The organism is Melittangium boletus DSM 14713 (assembly GCF_002305855.1).
In the GTDB taxonomy this organism is placed as follows: Bacteria; Myxococcota; Myxococcia; order Myxococcales; family Myxococcaceae; genus Cystobacter; species Cystobacter boletus.
Genome location: NZ_CP022163.1, coordinates 4104367 through 4124580, shown reverse-complemented (window position 1 = coordinate 4124580; position 20214 = coordinate 4104367). Strand labels below are relative to the sequence as shown.

Annotated in this window: 16 protein-coding genes; 6 read left to right on the top strand and 10 right to left on the bottom strand. The window is 68.7% G+C overall.

Annotation, left to right across the window (positions count from 1 at the left end; genetic code table 11):
• Positions 1 to 37: 37 nt before the first annotated feature.
• A complete protein-coding gene (locus MEBOL_RS17500; RefSeq protein WP_245919853.1) occupies positions 38 to 2452 on the bottom strand; it encodes a carbohydrate-binding protein in 2415 nt (804 codons plus the stop codon).
• A 527-nt stretch (positions 2453 to 2979) separates the two neighbouring features.
• Between MEBOL_RS17500 and MEBOL_RS17495 the strand changes: the two genes are divergently transcribed.
• On the top strand, positions 2980 to 3570 hold the full coding sequence (locus MEBOL_RS17495) for a hypothetical protein (protein ID WP_157775094.1): 591 nt from the start codon (positions 2980 to 2982) through the stop codon (positions 3568 to 3570).
• Positions 3571 to 3572: 2 nt separating this feature from the next.
• On the opposite strand, the gene MEBOL_RS17490 is transcribed toward MEBOL_RS17495, so the two are convergent.
• A complete protein-coding gene (locus MEBOL_RS17490) occupies positions 3573 to 3929 on the bottom strand; it encodes a response regulator (protein ID WP_095978508.1) in 357 nt (118 codons plus the stop codon).
• Positions 3930 to 3949: 20 nt separating this feature from the next.
• Positions 3950 to 4228 (bottom strand): hypothetical protein, encoded by a 279-nt coding sequence (locus MEBOL_RS17485; protein ID WP_095978507.1) that lies wholly within the window; start codon positions 4226 to 4228, stop codon positions 3950 to 3952.
• Between the two features lie 206 nt (positions 4229 to 4434).
• Between MEBOL_RS17485 and MEBOL_RS17480 the strand changes: the two genes are divergently transcribed.
• A complete protein-coding gene (locus MEBOL_RS17480; RefSeq protein ID WP_095978506.1) occupies positions 4435 to 5787 on the top strand; it encodes an RtcB family protein in 1353 nt (450 codons plus the stop codon).
• Between the two features lie 111 nt (positions 5788 to 5898).
• Positions 5899 to 6813 (top strand): MBL fold metallo-hydrolase, encoded by a 915-nt coding sequence (locus MEBOL_RS17475; protein WP_095978505.1) that lies wholly within the window; start codon positions 5899 to 5901, stop codon positions 6811 to 6813.
• 13 nt (positions 6814 to 6826) lie between these two features.
• On the opposite strand, the gene MEBOL_RS17470 is transcribed toward MEBOL_RS17475, so the two are convergent.
• Positions 6827 to 7579: a hypothetical protein gene (locus MEBOL_RS17470; RefSeq protein WP_095978504.1), complete on the bottom strand. Its 753-nt coding sequence runs from the start codon at positions 7577 to 7579 to the stop codon at positions 6827 to 6829.
• 57 nt (positions 7580 to 7636) lie between these two features.
• Positions 7637 to 9913, bottom strand: coding sequence for a sensor histidine kinase (locus MEBOL_RS17465; RefSeq protein ID WP_095978503.1), 2277 nt, complete (start codon positions 9911 to 9913; stop codon positions 7637 to 7639).
• 249 nt (positions 9914 to 10162) lie between these two features.
• Between MEBOL_RS17465 and MEBOL_RS17460 the strand changes: the two genes are divergently transcribed.
• The gene (locus tag MEBOL_RS17460) at positions 10163 to 12301 is read left to right on the top strand and encodes a tryptophan synthase alpha chain (RefSeq protein WP_245919851.1); all 2139 of its coding nucleotides are present in this window, start codon (positions 10163 to 10165) and stop codon (positions 12299 to 12301) included.
• A gap of 12 nt (positions 12302 to 12313) precedes the next feature.
• Here MEBOL_RS17460 and MEBOL_RS17455 read toward each other — a convergent pair whose 3' ends face one another.
• Both MEBOL_RS17455 and MEBOL_RS17450 read right to left on the bottom strand, forming a co-directional pair.
• Complete coding sequence (locus tag MEBOL_RS17455; RefSeq protein ID WP_095978502.1) at positions 12314 to 13477, bottom strand: App1 family protein phosphatidate phosphatase; 1164 nt, start codon at positions 13475 to 13477, stop codon at positions 12314 to 12316.
• Positions 13478 to 13532: 55 nt separating this feature from the next.
• Positions 13533 to 14165 carry a YdcF family protein gene (locus tag MEBOL_RS17450; RefSeq protein WP_095978501.1) on the bottom strand — a complete coding sequence of 211 codons (633 nt, stop codon included), beginning with the start codon at positions 14163 to 14165 and terminating at the stop codon, positions 13533 to 13535.
• Positions 14166 to 14855: 690 nt separating this feature from the next.
• Between MEBOL_RS17450 and MEBOL_RS17445 the strand changes: the two genes are divergently transcribed.
• Positions 14856 to 15455 (top strand): TetR/AcrR family transcriptional regulator, encoded by a 600-nt coding sequence (locus MEBOL_RS17445; RefSeq protein WP_095978500.1) that lies wholly within the window; start codon positions 14856 to 14858, stop codon positions 15453 to 15455.
• Here MEBOL_RS17445 and MEBOL_RS17440 read toward each other — a convergent pair.
• The 3 genes from MEBOL_RS17440 to MEBOL_RS17430 all read right to left on the bottom strand — a co-directional run bounded on the left by MEBOL_RS17440 (position 15452) and on the right by MEBOL_RS17430 (position 18381).
• Positions 15452 to 15937, bottom strand: a complete 486-nt coding sequence (locus MEBOL_RS17440; protein ID WP_095978499.1) for an SCO6045 C-terminal-like domain-containing protein — start codon at positions 15935 to 15937, stop codon at positions 15452 to 15454. The two genes, MEBOL_RS17445 and MEBOL_RS17440, sit on opposite strands and share 4 nt — an antisense overlap.
• Positions 15934 to 16764 carry an MbnB/TglH/ChrH family RiPP precursor modification enzyme gene (locus MEBOL_RS17435; protein WP_095978498.1) on the bottom strand — a complete coding sequence of 277 codons (831 nt, stop codon included), beginning with the start codon at positions 16762 to 16764 and terminating at the stop codon, positions 15934 to 15936. The genes MEBOL_RS17440 and MEBOL_RS17435 overlap by 4 nt, the downstream gene beginning before the upstream one ends.
• A gap of 414 nt (positions 16765 to 17178) precedes the next feature.
• Positions 17179 to 18381 carry a hypothetical protein gene (locus MEBOL_RS17430; RefSeq protein ID WP_095978497.1) on the bottom strand — a complete coding sequence of 401 codons (1203 nt, stop codon included), beginning with the start codon at positions 18379 to 18381 and terminating at the stop codon, positions 17179 to 17181.
• 293 nt (positions 18382 to 18674) lie between these two features.
• Here MEBOL_RS17430 and sitA5 point away from each other — a divergent pair, with 293 nt between their 5' ends.
• Complete coding sequence (gene sitA5 / locus MEBOL_RS17425) at positions 18675 to 20210, top strand: SitA5 family polymorphic toxin (protein WP_483869363.1); 1536 nt, start codon at positions 18675 to 18677, stop codon at positions 20208 to 20210.
• Positions 20211 to 20214: the final 4 nt, after the last annotated feature.

The window sequence follows — 20214 nt, the reverse complement described above, 5'->3', positions numbered from 1 at the left end:
GGAATGCCGCCGAGGGGAGCCTGGGGGCCAGACGTGGCTACTTCAGGTCGAGATAATCCACCGAGAAGATCCAGCCGTTCGGGTGGGTGACGCCCACCAGGCAGAGCGTGCCGGTGCCCGTGCTGGTGAAGGAGGTGGAGATGTCCTTGAGGCTCGGGCTGCTCCAGCCACCCGTCGCCGTGCTCAGGTTCAACGTGCCAATCACCGTGTTGTTGAACTTCACCTGGGCTTGTCCACCGGCGTAGGGAGCGCCCACGTGCGCGGTGGCCGTCTTGAGGCCCGTCAGGTTGACGTTGCTCCAGCAGATGGAGTCACCGCCCTCGAAGGCGACGACCTTGCCCCCGCTGTCGCCACCGGCCTCGGCGAAGCAACCGGTCTGCGTGCCCGCCTCCGCCTCCAGACGCACGGGCGTGCCGCCCGTGGGAGGAGGATCCGTGGGGGGCGTCGTGCCGCCGCCGTTCGCGGTGCACTGGCCCCAGGCGGCGCAGGCCGTCCCCGAGCGGCAGGTGCCGCAGGAGCCACCGCAGCCATCCGAGCCGCACTGCTTGCCCGTGCACTCCGGCTGGCAGGCGTTGGCCGTCGTGCCCAGGTACATGTTGTCGATGTACACCTGGGAGCCGTTGAACGTGGTGCCGCTCGTGGTGCCCAGGTCGATCTCGAACTTGTAGGTGCCCGTGGCGCTCGCGGTGAAGTTCGGCGGCGAGCACGTGGTCCACGTGGTGCCCACGTTGCAGTTGAAGGAAGCGATCGTGGTCCAGGGATCCTTGGTCAGGGCGATCTTGATGGGCACCGTGCGGGCCACGCTCGACTTGAGGTCCACCTTCCACTTGTACTGGGTGCCCGCGGTCAGCGGCAGGCCTTCCTGACGCACCTGGACGCTGTGGTTCTGCCAGCCGTTGTTGTCGATGCGCACCCACTGCACGTAGCCGCGCGTGCCACCCTCGTTGATGATCTCCGTGAGGCCCGCGCCACCGTCGAAGAACAAGTCACTGCGGTGGTAGGTGTAGTCCTCGTTGAAGCCACAGTTGCGGATGAGGTTGTCCGGCTTGCCGTCGCCATTGCCATCCTGGCACGCGGCCGCGGGCGCCTGCGCGTAGCCCGCGTCCCGGTGGTACCAGCGCACGTAGTCCACCTCGAGCTTGGCCTTGTCCCCGTGGTTCGCCCAGTCGATGTTGACGCACGAGGCGGGCGTCTCCTGGCACTTGCCGCTCACGCACGCGGAGTTGTTGGCGCACTGCGCGCTGGAGGTGCAGGCACGGTTGCTCCAACCCAGACAGCCCAGCTCACCACCCACCGCGTTGTTGAGGATGAGGTACATGGGCTGGCGGAACTCGGTCGCGCCATCGCCAATGGCGAACGAGCCCACGGGCGTGCCGCCGTTCTGCGGCAGGTTGTCGATGTAGATCTTGAAGCCATTCTCATCCCAGAGAAAGCCCCACGTGTGCCACTGGTGGTAGTCAATCGTCTTGCCGTCCCACGTGGCGCGCGCGCCATTGAGGTTCCCGCTGCACTTGACGTCGCCGTTGTTCGGCCACGAGCTGCACGCGTTGGGCTCCCAGCCACCCGCCCTGGCCGCCAGCTCGCCCGCCTCGGGAATCTCGCGCCACAGGACGTTGTAGCCCATGGCCTTGTTCTCCGGGTAGAGCGCCTTGTTCTCCTTGATCTGCGTGTACTCCATGATGTCGATCTCGCCCGTCATGGGCCAGCCAGCGCTGTCCTCGCGTCCACCATTGGCGATGGCGCCGTTGGCGCCCAGCATCCAGATGGCCGGCCACATGCCGTTGGGCGGCGTCGCCCCGGCGGGCAGCTCCGCGAAGGGCATGCGCGCGCGGAACTCCACATAGCCGTAGCGGTACTCCACCTTCTCGTCGCTGCTGATGCGGCCCGAGGTGTACTTGGTGTCGTTGGCCGGAGCGTTCGCGATGCCCGTGAAGGGCGCGCACTCCTCGTGATCCCAGACACCGTTCTTGTTGCGATCGTTCAGACAGTAGCCCGTGCTCGCGCACGTGCCGCCGTTGTTGCACTGGCTGCTGCTCGTGCACGTCTGCCAGACCACGCAATCCAGCGGCTCCTGCCGCGCGCGCAGGGTCAGCTTGCCGTTCTCGACGCAGTAGTTCCAGTTGTTGGCATTGCTGGGGTTGGCGCACTCACGGTTGGTGTACGCCTGCTGCTCGTAGTTGACGCCCAGGTTCTCCTTCGTCCAGTACGTCGTGTTGAGGTAGCTCTTGGTCTGGCCGCCATTGAGCGCCCCGCCGAAGTCGTCCTCCCACGTCAGGGAGAAGGCCTGACCGCCGATCGTGAGCGACGCCGCGAGCGACGCCGGCTCCTGGCACACGGCCTCTTCCCCCTGGACGTCCGCCGCGCCCATCACTCCGGGCTCGCTACAGCCCACCACCCCGAGCGCTCCGCAGAGCCATCCCAACCGCAGCCATCGACTTCCGCTTCGACTCATGTCTCGAACCTTTTCTTCCGGAAAATCAGGGGATAACCCCGAAACCTGGAATTCAATCAGTACCATTAGAAAACATTCTCGCAAACCGGGAATCGATTGACGCAGCGCGGCGAACGCTGGGGGTGATGCGAAGACTGGAATTGACGCACCGCATCCTCCTCGGGAGACATTTTCGAGGAGCCGGAGTCTTCACCCGGGGAATGTCTGTTTCGAGACAGCTCCCAGGGTCGGAAGAGGGCGGAGCGCGGGCCTCATCCCGCAGAAATGACAGCGCCAGAATGGTGCAATCGCCATCTATTACAGGGACCGTGAAAGCGGATTGAACCGGAAGAAAATAGTATTCCCGCTTTGGCAAGAGGTGACAGGTCCGAGGTGACGGGCAGAGAACGGACCCGATGCACACGGCCGGACGAAGCGCGCGACGACTGTCCGAGCGGAACGGTCCAGCTCCAGGCACATACCGTGCTTGCACTTCCAGCCTTCCAGCGAGGGGCGCAGTCGTCCTGGCGCCGAAAGGGAAGTGGACGATGGGTCCAAGGGAATTGAAGGAAGAGGCGTTGCACCTGTACGCGCAGCGGCGCTTCGCCGAGTGCGCGCGCACCTATGCGAAGTTGCTGGCGCTGGAGCCGGGAGATCCCTCGCTCCACGTGCGCCAGGCCGAGGCCTGCCGGCGCGCGGGGGAGCGGCACCAGGCGATGCACGCCTACCGCACGGCGGCGGAGTTGTGGATGCGGCTGGGGAACGAAGCCCGGGCACGCGCGGTGTTGAAGGTGGCGCTGGAGCTGGAGCCCCGCAATCAGGAGATGGCGAGGGAGCTGACACGGCTCGGCCCTCCGGCCGCGCTCGCGGGTCCCCAGGAGCTGTTCGAGTTCCCCGAGGATCTCGAAGCACCCCACGCGTGGAGCGGGAGTCCCCCGCCCCCGGCGCTTCCCCTGCCCTCCTCCGCGGAGCTGCGCCGGCTGTCGGACAACCTGCTCGCGATCCGGGCGGCGCCGGGCACCCGCTGGTGGGTGGTCTCCTCGCGCACCCCCCTGCTCGCCTACGAGGTGGATGACATTGAACGCGTGGCGGCGCCGGGGGAGGGAGCCCTGGAAGTGACGCTCCTCACCGACTCCTGAGCCTAGCGGCAGTGGCGCTTCACGATCGTCATCAGCTCATCCACGTCGATGGGCTTGGGCACATAGGCGCTCGCGCCCGCCGGCGGCCGGTGACTCGCCGAGGTGACGACCACCGGGATGTCCGCGAGCAATTCCTCCGCGCGCATCCGCGCCATGAAGGTGTGCCCGTCCATCACCGGCATCATCACATCCAACAGGATCAAACAGGGGCGCGCCATGCGGTGCAGCTGCGCCAGCGCCTCCTGGCCGTTGTTGGAGGTCACCGTCGGGTAGCCCTCCATTTCCAGCAGCTCGCAGACCGTCTCGCGGATGTCTTGATCATCCTCGACCAGCAGAATGGGGGCGGCGGACGCGCTCATGGGCTCTCCGGTGACGTGCGTCAGAGCGTCGCCGTGTCCCCGTGTTCCGCGGCCTCGGGCAGCGTGGAGAGGAAGTCGTCCACCTGGGAGGCACCGGGCTCATCCGCCCGCACCATGCCCTCGCAGTGGTCGCTCTGGCGCTTGGCGTGGCAGTGGCGCACACCGTAGACGTGATGGCAGCCACACGAGTCCACTCGCTTCTTCGCGCACAGGGAAGGGTTGAACACCGGCGCCGTCTTCACCTCGAGGGGCCCCGCGTGCACCGCCAACGCCATCACCACCGCTCCGAAAATCCCCATCTCCCAACCCCCTTGCCGTGCTGCCCGTCCTAAGAGGAGAAATGGGAATTCCCCCGGCGCGCGGCAACTGGGGCCCGGGCCGTACCCCGGTATGGACCGACAGCCCGTCCACCTGACGCCAGACTGGCCGCTTGCTCTGTCCGTCAGCTTTCACCGGACGTTCCCGTCGCTGCCGGCGGTTGAAGTACTCCCAGGGAGGACGCGCCATGAGCTGGACACAACGGTTGGAGAAGGTCGCGGACGGGCACTACGTCCTGCCCAAGACGAAGACGATGCGGGTGGATGCCCACCTGTTCCTCTCGGACAAGCTGCTGCTGGGCGAGGGCCCCGGCCTGCCCGGCCTCGAGGAGGCCGTCTTCCAGCAGGTCGTCAACGCCGCCTCCTTCCCGGGCGTCACCCGGGTGGCCGTGACGCCCGACTGCCATGTGGGCTACGGCGTCCCCATTGGCACCGTCGTGGAGACCGAGGGCGTGCTCCTGCCCACCGCGGCGGGCTACGACATCGGCTGCGGCATGGTGCAGTTGCAGACGAGCCTCACCGCCGCCGACGTGGCGGACCCCTCCAAGCGCCGCAAGTGGATCGACGCGGTGACGAAGCGCATCGCCGTGGGCGTGGGGGCCTCGCGGGTGCAGCACCAGCGCAAGGTGGACGCGCGCACCTTCGCGGAAGTGGTGCGCCATGGCGCCCAGGCGCTCGGCCGCCACGGCTCCATCACCGAGCGCGACTTCCTCCCCGTGGAGGATGACCGGGTGGACATCCCCCCACGCGCCTACGAGAAGCGCGAGCAACTGGGCAGCCTCGGGGGTGGCAACCACTTCACCGAGATGCAGGTGGATGAGTCCGGCCGCGTCTGGGTGATGCTGCACACCGGCAGCCGGGGCTTCGGCTGGAACATCGCCAAGCACTACTTCGTCGAGGGCGCGGCGGCGCTCGGGCTCGGCCGGCACAGCGAGGACTTCATCTGGCTCGACGCGGGAGGACGACTCGGGCGCGAGTACTGGAACCTGCACAACATGGCGGCCAACTTCGCCGTGGCCAACCGGTTGCTCATCGCCGAGGCCGTGTGCGCCGCGCTCGAGGAGGTCTTCGGCGGCACGGCGAGCGTCTATTACGAGATCTCCCACAACCTCATCCAGAAGGAGGCGGGCAGGTTCGTGGCGCGCAAGGGGGCCACGCGGGCCTTCCCTGGCGGGCACCCCTCGCTCAAGGGCACGCCCTGGGCCTCCTCGGGCCACCCCATCCTCATTCCCGGCTCCATGGAGACGGGCAGCGCCATCCTCTTCGCCGAGCCCGGTGCCGAGCGCTCCATCTACTCGGTGAACCACGGCGCCGGACGGCGGCTGTCGCGCGGCGAGGCCCGGCGGGTGCTCGATCAGGGCGAGACCGACGAGCGCATGAAGGAGGCCGGCATCCTCCTCAACACGCGCACCACGCCCATCGACGAGTCGGGGCCCTGCTACAAGAACCTGGACGACGTGCTGGACACCGTGGAGATGGCGGGTCTGGCCAAGGTGGCCCGGCGCCTCAAGCCGGTGGCCTGCATCAAGGGCGCGGACTAGGCGGCCGGGCAACCCTCGTCCCCGGCCCCCTGGCCCCCGAGCCCCGGCCGCCCCAGCTTCTCAGGCGAGAGGGCCCCGCCCGGGCCCGTGGCGAGCCAAAGGAGCCGAGGCATGCGCATCCATCACCTGAACTGCGTGACCATGTGTCCACCCGGAGGGCAGTGGATGGACGGACGCAAGCATGCCAAGGGTCTGCCCGCCTCCCTGGTGTGCCACTGCCTGCTGCTGGAGACCGAGCGGGGGCTGGTGCTCGTGGACACGGGGTTTGGTCTGAATGACGTGCGCGAGCCACGGCCCCGGCTGAGCGGTGTCTTCCTCGGACTCAACCGGCCCCAGCTCCACGAGGAGATGACGGCGATCCGGCAGGTGGAGCGCCTGGGGTTCAAGCCCGGCGACGTGCGGCACATCGTGCTCACGCACCTGGACTTCGACCACGCGGGCGGCCTGGATGACTTCCCCGGCGCCGACGTGCACGTGATGCTGGACGAGGTGGAGGCGGCCGCGGCCCAGCGCACCTGGTTGGATCGGCAGCGCTTCCGGCCGAGGCAGTGGAGGACCCAGCCGCACTGGGTGACGTACCCGATGCCCTTCGGCGGAGAGCGGTGGTTCGGCTTCGAGGCCGTGCGGGATTTGAAGGGCCTGCCGCCGGAGATCCTGATGGTGCCGCTGGTGGGGCACACGCTGGGACACGCGGGCGTGGCCATCCGGCAGCCGGACGGGTGGCTCCTGCACGCGGGCGACGCGTACTTCCATCACGAGGAGATGAATCCGGATCATCCCATGTGCACGCCGGGCCTGTGGGCGTATCAGGAGTTGATGCAGAAGGATGGGCGGATGCGGAAGCTCAACCAGGAGCGGCTGCGCGAGCTGGTGCGCCTGCATGACCGGGACGTCCAGGTGTTCTGCGCGCACGACGCCACGGAGTTCGAGCGCATGGAGGAGGACTCGCGCGCCGACGAGCCCCACGCCCTGAGGGGACTGGGCTCGATGCGGGACGCGGAGCCCACCCCGCCCCTGATTCACTGAGGCCGTCTGGTCCTCACAGCTGGATGTTCTCGTGCTTCACCAGCGCGTCGAGCGCTTCCTCCATCACCGCGCGCGCGCCCGCCGTGTACCGGTAGAGCATCGCGTGCACCTGCCGGTCCGCGTCGTCGCGGTTCTCGCACTGCTTCGAGTACTCCTCGAAGGCCTGCAGGCCCGCCACGATCTGTGACAAGTGGTTGGGGCACTCGCATCGCACCGAGCTGGAGTACTCGAGCAACGTGCCCAGTTGCTCCTGGGTGTAGCGCGGCGGCTTCGGGACGGCCGGCACCGTCACCGTGGCCAGCGTGGCGCCTCCCGGCGCTCCCAACTGCATGGGCGACACCGGCTGCGCGGCCACCGGGGGCGTCGGCGCCGGATTCACGGGGGGCCGCACCGGCTGGGGCTGCAGCACATCGTCCAGCACCGCCAGGTGCACGTGCGCGCGCAAGAGCGACAGCGAGATGGGCCCCTGCAGCAGCCGCACCTTGCCCGCCGGGTACTGCTGCAACACCCCGCGCCGCGCGAACCGGTACGTCACGATGGCGTGCCTGGCCCGCGCGCGCTCCAACAGCGACGGGATGACGCCCGTGTCCACGGCATTGAGTTCCAGGAAGTCCAGGGCCAGCACGTCCGGCCTCATCTCCGGCACTTCGTTCTTGAAGGCCTCGAGCGACGTTCCAGACCACACCACCTGCACATCCCGAAGCGCCTGCGGATTCTCACGCAACTGCGACGGAAAGGACTCTCCCAACAGGGCCAATTTCACCATGGATGCACCTCGTGCTCGCGCCCACGGTTTCCGATCCTCCCTGACCGATCAACCCACCTAGTGCATCGAGCCCGGCGGGGCGGGGTCTGCATCCAGTTCCAGACGCATCGCGCGCAAGGGCAGTTCAACAATGAACGCCGCCCCCTCCCCCCAGGCGCTCTCCACCCGGACATCGCCGCCGTGCGCCTCCACGAGCTGCCGCACGATGTAGAGGCCCAGCCCGAAGCCTTCCTTCCGCTCTCCCACCGAGGGCGCCTTGGAGAAGCGCTCGAAGATGGTGAGCTGCTGATCCCTCGGGATGCCCGGGCCGTGATCCCTCACGCTCAGACGAGCCCCTTCCCCGGTCCGCTCCACGGTCAGCTCGATGGGGTGCCCCTTGCCGTACTTGAAGGCGTTGGACAGCAGGTTGGTCAGCACCCGCTCCAGCCGCAGCTTGTCCCACTGCCCCACCACCTCCTCCACCCGAAGCACGAGCGGGCTGCCTACCTCCTCCGACTGCTCCGCGTGGCGCACCGCCGCCTCGCGCACCAGCTCGGCCAGGTTCACCTCTCCCAGCTCCAGCTCCAACCGACCCGAGGACAGCCGCGACAGGTCCAACAAGTTGAGCAGCAACCGGCCCAGCCGCTGGGTGTGGCGCACCGCCCGGGTCAATCCCTCGCGCAGGGCCTCCGGCTCCGTGGGTGGCAGGCGCCTCAACTTGCCCAACATGAGCTGCAACGCCTGGAGGGGATTGCCCAGGTCATGCGCCGCCACGCCGATGAGCTCCAGCGCCGCCTGGGCCTCGCGCAAGAGCCGCCCATTCTCCAGCGCCAGCGCCGCCCGGCCCGCCAGCTCCTCCACGAAGACCTGATCCGTGAGGGTGAAGCGGCGCTCGGCCCGCTGTGACACCAGCGCCAACACGCCCAGCGTCTTGCCTCCCGCGCGCAGCGGCACCGTGAGCATGGAGACCACCCCCAGCCGCTGGAGGATCGACAGGTGCCCGGCGTCGGGCGCCATCCGCAGCAGGACCCGGGGAGTGACCTCGGTGAAGAGCTCGGACGCCCCCGTGCGGAGCACATGGCGCATCCCCGCCACCTCCCTGGGAGGAGGCACCGGCAGGCGCAGCAGCTCCCACAGCAGGGCCTCCTTCTCCGGAGACACATGGGCCACCGCGAGCGGTTCGAGCCCTCCCCGGGTGGACACCAGCCCCAGGAGGCAGCCATCGGCGAGCTCCGGAACGAGCAGCCGCGGCAGCCCCGCCACCGCCTGCTCCGGATCCTTCTCGGCGTGGAAGACCCCCTCGGCCTCGACGAGCAGGCGTTGGCCGCTCTCCAGGCGTTTGCGCTCGGAGATGTCGCGGGTGAGGACCGCGAATCCCTCGAGTCGTCCGCTCGCGTCCTTCAGCGGGGTGAGCAGCGACTCGGCCCAGAAGCGCGTGCCATCCTTGTGGATCCGCACGCCCTCCGACTCCAGCCGCCCCTCGCGCTCGGCCCGCTCCCGTTCGCGCAGGGGGGTGCCATCCGCCATCGCCTCGGGCGGGTAGAGCAGCGCGCCGGGCCGGCCGATGATCTCCCCGGCCGACCAGCCCTGGATGCGCTCGGCGCCCGGATTCCAGCTCGCCACGCGCCCCTCGGTGTCCAGCAGGTACAGCGCATAGTCCTTCACCCCCTCCACCAGCAGCCGGAAGCGCGCCTGGCTCACCCGGGCTTCCCGGTGCAGGGGCCACAAGCCCCGCGTCAGCACGCCCGCCAGTCCCGCCGCCATCAGCAGGCCGAGCGTCGCCGCGGCGAGCACGAGCCAGAAGACCTGATGGTCCACCATCCGGGCCCGAGAGGCGTCCTCGTTGAGTTGCTGGCGCGTGAGCCAGGACAGCCCCTCGAGCGACTCCTGCGTCTGGTCGCGCGCATCGGTGGCCCGCCTGTACACCGCGTCCCACTCCTGGGGCATCTCTCCCCCACTCTCCCGAGCCTCGTTCAGCCGCTGCATGGCGAGCTGATGCTCCGCCTCCGCACGGGCCACGGCCTCCAGGGCCTGGGCCTCGTCGGATGTCCGGGGACGTGCGCGCAAGTCATCCAGGGTCCCCAGGAACTGACCCCGGGCCAGGTTGGCCTCGGCCACGAAGGAAGCGTTGCCCGTCAGGGAGTAGCCCCGTTGGCTCGCGAGCTTTTCGCTGAAGGCCCGGCGCAACCGCTCCACCTCCGCCAATCTCAATCCCTGGCGGAGAATCGCCGCGTCCGTGCCGCTGTGGGTGAGCGTCCGCAGGGCGAGCGCGGTGCTTCCCGCGATGGCTCCCGCCACCGTCAGCAGGACGGCGAAGCCCACCGCGATTCGCCGGGCGAACGTCCACGGCCGCATCGATCGTTTCCCTTCCCCCTCCATCACCCCACAACCCCCCCTCCAAAGGTGGCGTTCCCAGCCCCGGACAGGAACCATGGCCCCCAGACCAAGCGGGCGTTGGATACCGGCCCACTTCCTGTCCCCAGCGGGCACGCCGCTCCGTTCACCATCGGGCGTCGTCGCCCCGGCCGCCCTTCCGCATCCCGGACACGAGTCCCATCCTGAGACCCCATGGACCACTCGCTCAGCCGGGTGGAAGGTCGGGTAATGGGCAACCGATGGGGCGTCGGACGGGCGTGGATGTGCCTCGTGGTGGTGTGGCTGTCATGTGATGGCAGGTGGAATTCCCTGGACGTCCTCGCCCAGGGCTCTGGCTGCCAGGCCCTCTCCTGCGCGGAGCAGGGACTGGATTGCGGCACGGCCATCGACGGCTGTGGGGGCGTGCTGCATTGTGGCACCTGCCGCGTGGGGGAGACGTGTGGGGGTGGCGGCCGGCCCAATGTGTGCGGCCTGGCGCCCTGCACCCCCTCCACCTGTGAATCGCTCGGAGCCCACTGCGGCGACATTCCAGACGGCTGCGGCGGACACCTGCGGTGCGGCATCTGCCATCCCCCCGACACCTGCGGCGGCGGCGGCACGCCCTACGTCTGTGGCCGCACGCCCTGCACCCCCACCACCTGCGAGGCCCGGGGAAAGAATTGCGGCACCGTCTCGGATGATTGCGCCGGGACGCTCGAGTGCGGCACCTGCCCCGATGGGGAAACCTGCGGCGGTGGCGGTTCCCCCAACGTGTGTGGCCCCGCCACCTGCACGCCCACCACGTGCGCGGCCCTGGGCAAGAATTGCGGCAGCATCTCGGATGGCTGTGGCGGGACGCTCGAGTGCGGCACGTGCGCGAGCGACATGACGTGCGGCGCGGGGGGCGTGCCCAATGTGTGTGGCAAACCGCCGTGCATGCCCGTCACCTGCTCGAGCATGGGCCAGGAGTGCGGCCTGCTCCCGGATGGATGTGAAGAGACCCTGCTGGATTGTGGCACCTGCCCGGGGGACTCGACGTGCGGCGGCGGCCCGGCGCCCAACACCTGCGGCCCAGCCTCGTGCAACCCCACCACGTGCGTGGCCCTGGGCAAGAATTGCGGCCTCGTGTCCAACGGCTGTGGCGGGCTGCTCGACTGTGGCGCGTGCTACGGGCATGACACGTGCGGGGGCGGCGGCGTGGCCAACGTCTGCGGCAGCGCGCAGTGCCAGCCCGACACGTGCGCCGAGCTGGGCAAGAACTGTGGCCTCGTGCCGGACGGGTGCGGGGGGATTCTCGAGTGCGGCACCTGCTCGGGCGGCGCGACCTGCGGGGGCGGCGGCGTGGCCAACGTGTGCGCTTCAACCACGTGCCGGCCGTACACGTGTGGCCAGCTGGGAAGGACGTGCGGCACCGTGTCGGACGGGTGCGGAGGAACGATCGAGTGCGGCACCTGCGCCGCGGGCGAGTCGTGTGGCGGCGGCGGCGTGGCCAACGTGTGCTACCAACCCCAGCCGGTGTGCATGGACCAGGACCTGGGCAGCACCCTGCCCGTGAGCCTCAAGGGCAGCACGGCGAATGTCCGGGATGACCACCTGGCCTCCTGCGGGGGACAGGGCGCGCCGGACCGGTCCTACGCCTGGAGGGCGCCCCACGCGGGCGTCTTCACCTTCGACACGGCGCGCTCGGCGATGCGCACCCTGGTGAGCGTGCGGCGCGAGGACTGCCTGGGCGAGGAACTCGCGTGCGCCACCTCCGGCATCAGCTACGGGGGCGGCGCGCGGGTGGCGGTGAGCCTGACGGCGGGACAGCGGGTGCTGGTCATCGTGGACTCGCCCCGGAGCGGGGACTTCAGCTCGGGCGACTTCGAGCTGCACATCCACGAGCGGACCCCCACCGAGGCGGGCAGCTGCTTCGACGGCGCGGACAACGACGGGGACCGGTGGGTGGACTGCGCGGACACGGACTGCCAGGCCGAGCCCCTGTGCGACGGGAGGGGATGCTCGGACGTGAACCTGGGCAGCGCCTTGCCCGTGACGTACCAGGGAGACACGGTGCACTCGGGGGACGGCTTCCAGGGCACGTGCGGCGCGCTCCTGCAACCGGACCGGGGACACCTGTGGACGGCGCCCCGCGCGGGCACCTTCGTCTTCGACACGCAGGGCAGCGACGCCAACGCGCTGTACGTGCTGACGGGCTGCCGGGGCCGGGAGCTGGCCTGCGCGGCGAGCCAGGGCTCGGGCCAGGCGGGCGCCGCGTCGGTGAAGCTCACTTTGGAGAAGGGGCAGACGGTGCTCGTGGTGGTGGACGGCATGGCCCGGAGCGACCGGGGCGCGCCCATCCGCTACACCCTGCGCATCTCCGAGCACGGCGCCCACGCCCCCCGGTAGCGCACCGGGGGCTCAGGCCGACGGTTCGCGGTCGAGCGCGTCCAACAGGCCCCGGGCCTCGGTGTCCTGCCGCTGGTGGGCCTGGACCTCGGCCACCTCCTGCCAGCGGATCCACCCCTGGCTCGCGGCGTGGCGGGCGGCCGTCACGGTGTCGTCCACGGTGAGCATCTGACTGCCGCCGGCGCGGATCTCCTCGGCGATGCGCTCCAGCTCCCGCTCGCGGCCCGGGCGATGCCACACATTGCGGATGTAGACGCAGCGGATGCGGCCGGGGAACTCGTTCACGATGGTGCGGTAGTGCTCGGCGTCCTCCTGTCCGCTGTCCCCGATGAGCAGGAAGGGCAGCGGGGCCAGGGTCTCCATCAATCCGCGGATCTTCTCCAGCTTGTGCCCATGTCCGCCGCCGGGCGCGAAGCCGGTGCGGCTCAGGCCCCAGTCGCGCAGGAGCAGCGGCCCCGCCGGAATCCGGTGCAGCCCGAGGAATTCATCCAGGTGCTCGTAGAGGTTCCACGGGCTGGAGGACACATAGAAGATGGGGTTGCCCGCCGAGCCGGTGCGCCCCTGCCGCAGCGCCTCGTAGAAGGCGTCCACACCCTCGAAGGGCAGACGCGTGCGGTGCTCGGTGAGGAAGAGCGTCCAGGTGCGCTTGAGGAAGTTGGTGACGTGCGTGACGATGACGGTGTCGTCGATGTCGCTGATGACGCCGACCTCCGCCTCGCTGCCCGCCACCAGCACGGGCGCGCGCACGCGGGGCACTCCCTTGGGCGAGGGCGACACGAGCTCCAGCTCCACCTCGTGCCAGCCCGAGCGCACCCCCGCGGGCGGCTCCACCCACAGCTCGAGGAAGCCCTCCTCGTCGGTGGTGCCCTCCCATGTCCGGTCGCCCCAGCGCGCCACCACGCGCGCATGGGGAATCTCCACCGTCATGTAGCGCTTCCACGACGCGATGGCGCTGCCCAGCAGCGTGTAGCGCCTCCAGGGCGGACGCACCTTGCGATCCTCGAGCACGCGCGCCTTGATGACGCTCTTGCCCGGGGTTCCATAGCCCCGGTAGGGGAGGATGCGCGGTGGACGCGCCAGACGCAGCTTGCGCCGCACGCGCCAACTCCAGGACTCGACGTGGTGCTCGACCTGGAAGGCGAGCCGGACCAGCGCGTGGGGCGGTTTCCGGGACATGGGATAAGAGCTAACTGGCTTCACCCCCAGGAGACAACCCCGGACCAAGAATGACCTACCCGGCGGGAGCCCGGGCGAGGAGCACGCGGGGGTGCACCAGGAGCGCGATCGCCTCGCGCACCGTCCAGTAGAAGCGATCCGGCGCGCTCAGGTGACGCTCACTGAGGAGCGCGGGGCTCGTGGACACCTCGAAGCCCTCCAGCCGGAAATACTGGCGGGCCCGCAGCAGGTGGTACGGATCAGACACCACCACCACGCGATGGACGCCCAGTTCACGCAGCAGCCGCGTGGAGAAGCGCGCGTTCTGCTCGGTGGAATGGCTCTGTTCCTCCAGGAGACAGGCCTCGGCGGGAACCCCGAGCCGCACCGCCACGTCGCGCATGACCTGGGCCTCCGAGGGAGGATGGGTCCCCACGCCCCCGGAGAAGAGCAGCCGGGACACAAGGCCCCGGTGGTAGAGGTCCACCGCCTTCTCGATGCGCGCGCGCAGCGCGGGCGAGGGCACGCCGCCGGGCAGCACCCGCGCGCCGAGCACCACGCCCACCTCCGCCGGGAGAGAAGACTCGCGCTGGCCAAAGCGGTCCACCACGAAGGTCAGACCGAACAGACCGCAGGTGGCCACACCCAGGCCCACGACGAACCATCGCCGGAGCGGGCCCGGCCCCTTCCCGAGCGCGAGTGGAGGCATGCGCGGCGAGCATAGCCGGACCCCACGAAGCCACAGCGAATCGGCGAGGCATGCACGAACATTCAAATGATTTGAATGCTCGTGCTCGCCGCCAAAAGAATCGGGGAGGAGCCGCCCCCAGCAGCCCCTCCCCGACGGTCTCACCCTGCCACTGCCCACTCCCCCGAGTGGTCCTGCCCCCATAACCCCCCGAAACCCCTGACCCGCCGCCCTCGACCTGCCCGCCCATCCCCAACCGCGCCCGACCCCGAACCCGCCCGTCCCAACCCGTGTACCTGACGAGGATGGACTAGAGCATTCCGCGTGCCAGCGCCGGGACTCGGCTGCCTCGTGTTATTCCAGGCACTTACAAGGCACTCGGGGACGGGCCCCGTCCGTAATCCGGTAAGAGTTACCCGGCCCGGAGACGGGCGGACCGTATTTCCAGGAAGTCTGGAGCCGGCATCTCGTCCCGGAGCGGTCTCTCCCTCCCGATGAGCGGGGGGCGCGGACCTCCAGGCCCGGTCAGGTTGGCCACACCCTTCTTCACAAACGGTCCACGGGGTGTGACCCTGTCAGAGGAGTTCCCAGAGCCGAGGCCTGCTCGCTCGCCCCTCATCCACCCCAGGAGGTGGGATACCCCTCTTGATTCCAGACCCGTCTCGGAGTTAGTTAGTTAGCGATAGCTAACCAATTCATGCGGGCGGTTACATGGGGCGTCCCCGGCAGGTCCTGGACGAGGAAATTCTGGAAACCGCGCGAGCGTGCTTCATCGAGCATGGGGCCTCCGTGAGCACGGAGACCATCGCCGCGCGCCTGGGCGTCTCGGGGCCGGCGCTGCTCAAACGCTTTGGCAGCAAACGGGAGCTCCTCAAGGCGGCCTTCGCCGTGGGCAGCGCGCCCCCCTGGCTCCCCCTGGTGGAGGCGGGCCCCGACGCACGCGACTTCCGCACCCAGGTGCGCGAACTCGCCCACACCATTGATGGCTTCTTCCGGCGCATGGTGCCGGCCTTCTCCGTCTTGAGAGAGGCGGGCATCACCCCCGAGGAGTGGCGCGGCAAGGACGACCCCGCTCCCGCGCGCGCCTTCGAGGCGACGACGGACTGGTTCCGCCGCGCCCAGGAGCGGGACCTCCTGCGGGGCGGAGATCCCAAGGTGATGGCGGGCCTCTTCATGGCGGGAGTGCAGTACCGCTACTTCCTCGCGCATGTGACGAACCAGCGGGTTCTCTCCGAGGAGGAGGATCCCTGGCTGGAGCGTCTGCTGGACATCCTCTGGCACGGAATCGGCCCGAGCGAGAAGGCGCCCTAGCCGGGCAGCCGCCAGCACACCAGGCGCCCGCCGGGCAGCCGCATCCCCAGCACCCAGCGCCGCGCCTTCCCCACCCGCCACAGCCGGGGAACCCATCCCCTCCGCGCCACCACCCCGCCCTCTGGTGTGAGGCGCCAGCGCAGCTCGAAGCGCAGCAGTTCCTCCTCGGCCCGTCCCACGGGCAAGCGCCCCGAGGCCCGCAGCGCGTTCGCGTAGCGGTAGCCGTCCGCGCCCGCGTGAGGCTCCACGCCCTTCAGGGGATGCGCGCGCGCCCAGGCATCGAAGTCCGGGGAGAAGTCCTCGCCCAGCGCCTCGCTCAACAGGGGCCATGCGCGCCGCACGCCCCGCCGGCGCTTGGAGAGGAGCGCGTCCGCCGCGGCCCGCACCCGCTCGGCGTCGAAGCCCTCCGGCACCGGTCCGCCCAGGCCCAGCGCCCGCACCAGTTCCGCCTGAACCCGCGCCAGTGCCTCCCGCTCGCTCATGCGCCCGCCCGTCTCGCCTGGCCGCGCGCCAGCGCCTCCCGCATCGCCTCCAACTCCCCCGTGAGCTCCTCGGGCGCGGGAAAGTGATCATCCCGCTCCAACAACGCCGGAACCGCCCCCACCCGCGCCACGAGCGCTTCCAGCAGCACGAGCGGCCCTTCCGGCACCGGATGCGCATGGGTGTCGTGGTACAGCGCCCCGCGCCGCACCCCGCCCGCCACGTGCACATAGGCCAGACGCTCGCGCGGCACCGCCTCCAACACCGCCCGCGTGTCCGTGCCCAGGTTGAGGGCGTTGGCGTGCAGGTTGGCCACGTCCAGGAGCACGAGCGCCCCGGTGCGCTCGAGCACTCCGGTAAGCAATCCCGCCTCATCGAAGGCGGGCGCGGGCCACTCGAAGAGGCTCGCCACGTTCTCCAGGGCCAGCGGCACTGGGAGCGCCGCCTCGGCCAGGCGCACGTTCTCCGCCAGGATCTCCAGCGCGGCCTCGCTCCGGGACACCGGTAGCAGGTGTCCGGACTCCACGCCTCCCGCACGCACGAAGGCCAGGTGCTCGCTCACTCCCACCGCGCCCAGCCGCTCGGCGAGCCGCGCCAGCCGGGACAGACGCTCGGGCGCGGGGGGCTCGGCGCTGCCCAGGCCCAGGGAAACGCCATGCAGCACCACCGGCACTCCGCGCTCCTGAAGTCGCACGAGCGGCACGGGCAGGGGCCCCCGGGCGTCCAGGTGCTCGGCCAACACCTCCACGAAGCCGATGCCCTCGGCCGTGTCGATGAAATGCGCGAGCTGCCGCCGCCAGCCCAGCCCCACGCCCGTGAGACCCTTCAATCGCCACCCCCATACCCTCCGCATCCGTCCCCACCACAACTGTCCGTCCCGCAGGAGTCCCCACCCGCGTTCGGAGGCACTAGGTAATCGCGCAGGGGATCGTCAACGAGCGCCCGGGTGCCCACTCCGAAAAGGCCCGCTGCCAGCAACAGGTCGCGCGGGCGCATCGTCCGGGGAGAGCATGAGACGAATGGCCCTCGCAGCCGGGTACCAGGAAGGCCATGCGCCGAACTGGGTGAGCGACCCACTGGAACATACGAGTGCCCTGCCTTGGCCAATGTCACCGTGGGGCAAGACAGGATGAACGAGTTGGTGGTTTCGGAGCAAATCGCGACGAGCTCGTATACACGCAAATGAAAGCACGGCGGACACGAACTCCTAGCGAAGAACGCCACCTTCGGATGACAAGGCACATCACTCATGTAAAGGCAGCCGTACATGAAGGTGATTGACAACGAGCCCATTACGGAACGTGGCGCAGTCAGCCAGTTCGCTCGTATCGGACACCCTCGTGTTTCCTACCATGTAGTTCATCACCCTGCCCTCCGCAGTCTCCTCGGTGACGATGAACCGCGGAATGGGGTCGAACTCGTGAAGCTGTAGGAAAGGATCTAGAACCGGGTTCGCGAAGACCCGAACTTGCACGGTGTAGAGCTTGGAATCCAAGGACCTCAGCTGAAATGGAAGTAGGGCCTGAAGCCTCGTTCGCGCACGCTCACCGTTGCTACCAGTCTCTGCGAAGATACTGTCATTGGCACGTACCACCTGCACAGTGTCATCGAAATCACCTCCGTCCGTTCGGATGGGAACCTTGACAATTGTCTGTCCCAAAACGATATCTTCCATGGCGTGAAATGATTCCGGCAGATTCCTCAGGTCGAGCGCGACAATCAGGGGGACCTTGTACTTCCCCAATTTCTCGTGGATGGCCGCGCGAACAGCGTCGAGGTTCTGCCCGTGCATGGGTGCCCCCATCCACCCAGCAAGTGCGGACACCTCGGTTTCAAGCGCCTTGTGGACATGAAATTGGACGTACACGCCGTCCTGGTCGAAGACTTGGATCTCGTCCGGCCTGGGGACTGCGAGAAGCGCCTGAAGGTGCTTCAAGAACGGTTTCAATGAGGATTGACCATTGATCCGAGCGCGCCGGATGCCAATGGGCGTTCTGGTTTTGAGTCCGCTCAGCGCATCACGAAGGCGCGAAATGTCTTTGCTCATTACGTCCCGCAATGGGCCCGCTGCACGGCGCACCTCCACGAGATAGACGGCATTCCCCTTACGGATTCGCAGGTCAGGCGTCCCCCCAGCCTCCTCCGGTTCATACTCCACCTCCCAATCCAGGTCAGCCAGTGTTTTGGCCAGCAAAAGCGTTCCGAGCGCATCCATGACCTGGTCGTCAGAGGATTTCTTCCCACGTATCGGTCCCAAAACCCGCTGATGTTTATCCCCGGGGACCGCTGCCGCTGCGCACTCAATCTGATCACGAAGAGCTTCGCCTTCAGTCCCGTCGATTAGCGCGAGGCGGTGGAGCAAGGGACCGGAGTACTGCTGATTCCGCTTCACGAGAAGCATCAGGTCGGGGGTGAAGATCAGCCGCTTGGCTTGAGAATCGCTCATGGGTGCGGGCCACGATACAATACCCTGTGCTCCTGGGCATTTGGAGCAGTCCCCGAGTGGGTGGACATGCGGAATGAGCGTCCGGGCGTCTCTCCCCTGCGAGGTAGGTAGACTCCTGGCCTATCCTCAGGGGTTATCTGCAGTCGGGAGGGGCATTCAACATGGAGAAGAAACACTGCGGCACCGACGGGGGAAAGGGCGCGGCTGGACGAGCGCGGTCGCACTGGGCACCGGCAGGAGCCATCTGGCTGCTGGTGCTGTTTCTCCAGGCGGCGTGTGCGACGCGTGCCCCCATGAAGGGCCCTACGGGGCCAGGGAGCGAGGGAAGTGCGACTGAGCCCGGGCTTGAGGGCGCGGTTGTCTTGGATGTGGCCGTCATCGAGCAGGAGCGGGTGAATACCCGACCGGTGCCCATCAGCAAGGCGGAGTTCCGGGAGCACGTGGAGCGCCTTGCTTCGGGCCTCCAACTCCACGGCAGGCCCCAGGAGGTGGCCATGCAACTCCTCAAGGTGAGGGAGCTGCTGCGCCAAGCCCAGGACATGCAACCGGTTTCAGCGGTAACGGCGAGCGGCCGGTATCTGGCCGAGGCGGACCCAAGAGCCAATAACGGCCGGGGAGAGGTCTACTCCCTTCTCCCAGTGGAGCAGACAGGGCCCGTGCTCCTCACGCCGGAAGCCGAGGCCGAACTCCGGACGAGGTACGAACGCTTCTGCATGGTCCGGGGAGGAGGCGACTGCCTCGGGCTCCTCGACGATGGCCCCTACCTGCGCTCGGAGGACCGGAGGACGCTGGCCCTGGCGCTGGCCTTCGGCTCGGTCCTGGACGAAACGTACGCGGCGCTCGGGCACGAGCTGAGCCCCCAGATGATTCTCGCCTCGGTGATGTGGGCGGTGGGGATGTATCTAGGCCTCTGGCTACTGCCGGAGCCCGCGACAAAGGGGGTGGCGGCCGCACTCACCGTGGCGCTGGTGGCATGGCTGGGCATCGACACGGTGTGGGGCCTCATGGACGGCTGGGCGGTGCTGGCGATGAAGGCCCGGGAGGCCACCACGTTCGACGAGCTGCGTGAGGCCGGAGCGGAGTTCGCCAAGGTGCTGGGGACGGACGCCGCCCGGGCCATGATTCTCACGGTGACGGCTCTCTCGGGGCGGGCGCTGGGCGAGATGGCAGCGGTCCTGCGTTCACTACCGGGCTACAAACTCGCGCGGTTGCAGTTCGCGGCACAGGGAGGACCGGGTTGGGTGCTGGTGAAGGTGGAGCGGGTGCAGGCGGTATCGGCCTCGACCAAGGGCGCCCTATCGGTCATCGTGGCGCCCGAGGGTGCGCTCGCCGGGGCGATGATGAGCCGCAACGGCGCGGCGAGTTCAGCCCCAGGCAGGCCCTCTGCCAACGAGGTGTATCGGCACCGCGGAGGAAACAGGCAGGTGGAGATCGGCGGCCAGCAGTGGCATCTTCCACAAGGCCTGTCCGTGAGTGACATCCCCACGTCGGATCCGCTCGGTGACCAGCTCCAGGCGGCGGCGAGGGAGGTGGCGGCGCAGTGGGGGCCGAGGTACTACTCACCGAAGGTGAGGGCGGCCATGACCCGGATGCTCAATCGAGGCCTGTTGCACCGCGCGGAGCTGCTGGAGCGCCAGGCGCGTGGGCGATGGGTGGAAGAACAGCTGAGGCGGCGCTTCAAGCACCTGTCCTGGAATAATCGGGGGGTCGATGTCACAGGGCCGGCAGGGCAGCGGTACCACTACGAGATCCTGTCTGGTACTGAGTCCAATTTCGAGCTGCACGGTCGGAGGATGGCCACCCTCTTCTTCCGCATGATCTTCTTCTGAGGGC

What these genes read in the sequence shown, in the direction of transcription:
- MEBOL_RS17450 (WP_095978501.1), bottom strand. Translation starts at nt 14,165, where the DNA reads ATGCCTCCACTCGCGCTCGGGAAGGGGCCGGGCCCGCTCCGGCGATGG.
- MEBOL_RS17440 (WP_095978499.1), bottom strand. Translation starts at nt 15,937, where the DNA reads ATGAGCGAGCGGGAGGCACTGGCGCGGGTTCAGGCGGAACTGGTGCGG.
- MEBOL_RS17430 (WP_095978497.1), bottom strand. Translation starts at nt 18,381, where the DNA reads ATGAGCGATTCTCAAGCCAAGCGGCTGATCTTCACCCCCGACCTGATG.
- MEBOL_RS17475 (WP_095978505.1), top strand. Translation starts at nt 5,899, where the DNA reads ATGCGCATCCATCACCTGAACTGCGTGACCATGTGTCCACCCGGAGGG.
- MEBOL_RS17470 (WP_095978504.1), bottom strand. Translation starts at nt 7,579, where the DNA reads ATGGTGAAATTGGCCCTGTTGGGAGAGTCCTTTCCGTCGCAGTTGCGT.
- MEBOL_RS17460 (WP_245919851.1), top strand. Translation starts at nt 10,163, where the DNA reads ATGGGCAACCGATGGGGCGTCGGACGGGCGTGGATGTGCCTCGTGGTG.
- MEBOL_RS17480 (WP_095978506.1), top strand. Translation starts at nt 4,435, where the DNA reads ATGAGCTGGACACAACGGTTGGAGAAGGTCGCGGACGGGCACTACGTC.
- MEBOL_RS17500 (WP_245919853.1), bottom strand. Translation starts at nt 2,452, where the DNA reads ATGAGTCGAAGCGGAAGTCGATGGCTGCGGTTGGGATGGCTCTGCGGA.
- MEBOL_RS17455 (WP_095978502.1), bottom strand. Translation starts at nt 13,477, where the DNA reads ATGTCCCGGAAACCGCCCCACGCGCTGGTCCGGCTCGCCTTCCAGGTC.
- MEBOL_RS17445 (WP_095978500.1), top strand. Translation starts at nt 14,856, where the DNA reads ATGGGGCGTCCCCGGCAGGTCCTGGACGAGGAAATTCTGGAAACCGCG.
- MEBOL_RS17495 (WP_157775094.1), top strand. Translation starts at nt 2,980, where the DNA reads ATGGGTCCAAGGGAATTGAAGGAAGAGGCGTTGCACCTGTACGCGCAG.
- MEBOL_RS17485 (WP_095978507.1), bottom strand. Translation starts at nt 4,228, where the DNA reads ATGGGGATTTTCGGAGCGGTGGTGATGGCGTTGGCGGTGCACGCGGGG.
- MEBOL_RS17490 (WP_095978508.1), bottom strand. Translation starts at nt 3,929, where the DNA reads ATGAGCGCGTCCGCCGCCCCCATTCTGCTGGTCGAGGATGATCAAGAC.
- MEBOL_RS17465 (WP_095978503.1), bottom strand. Translation starts at nt 9,913, where the DNA reads ATGCGGCCGTGGACGTTCGCCCGGCGAATCGCGGTGGGCTTCGCCGTC.
- sitA5 (WP_483869363.1), top strand. Translation starts at nt 18,675, where the DNA reads ATGAAGGGCCCTACGGGGCCAGGGAGCGAGGGAAGTGCGACTGAGCCC.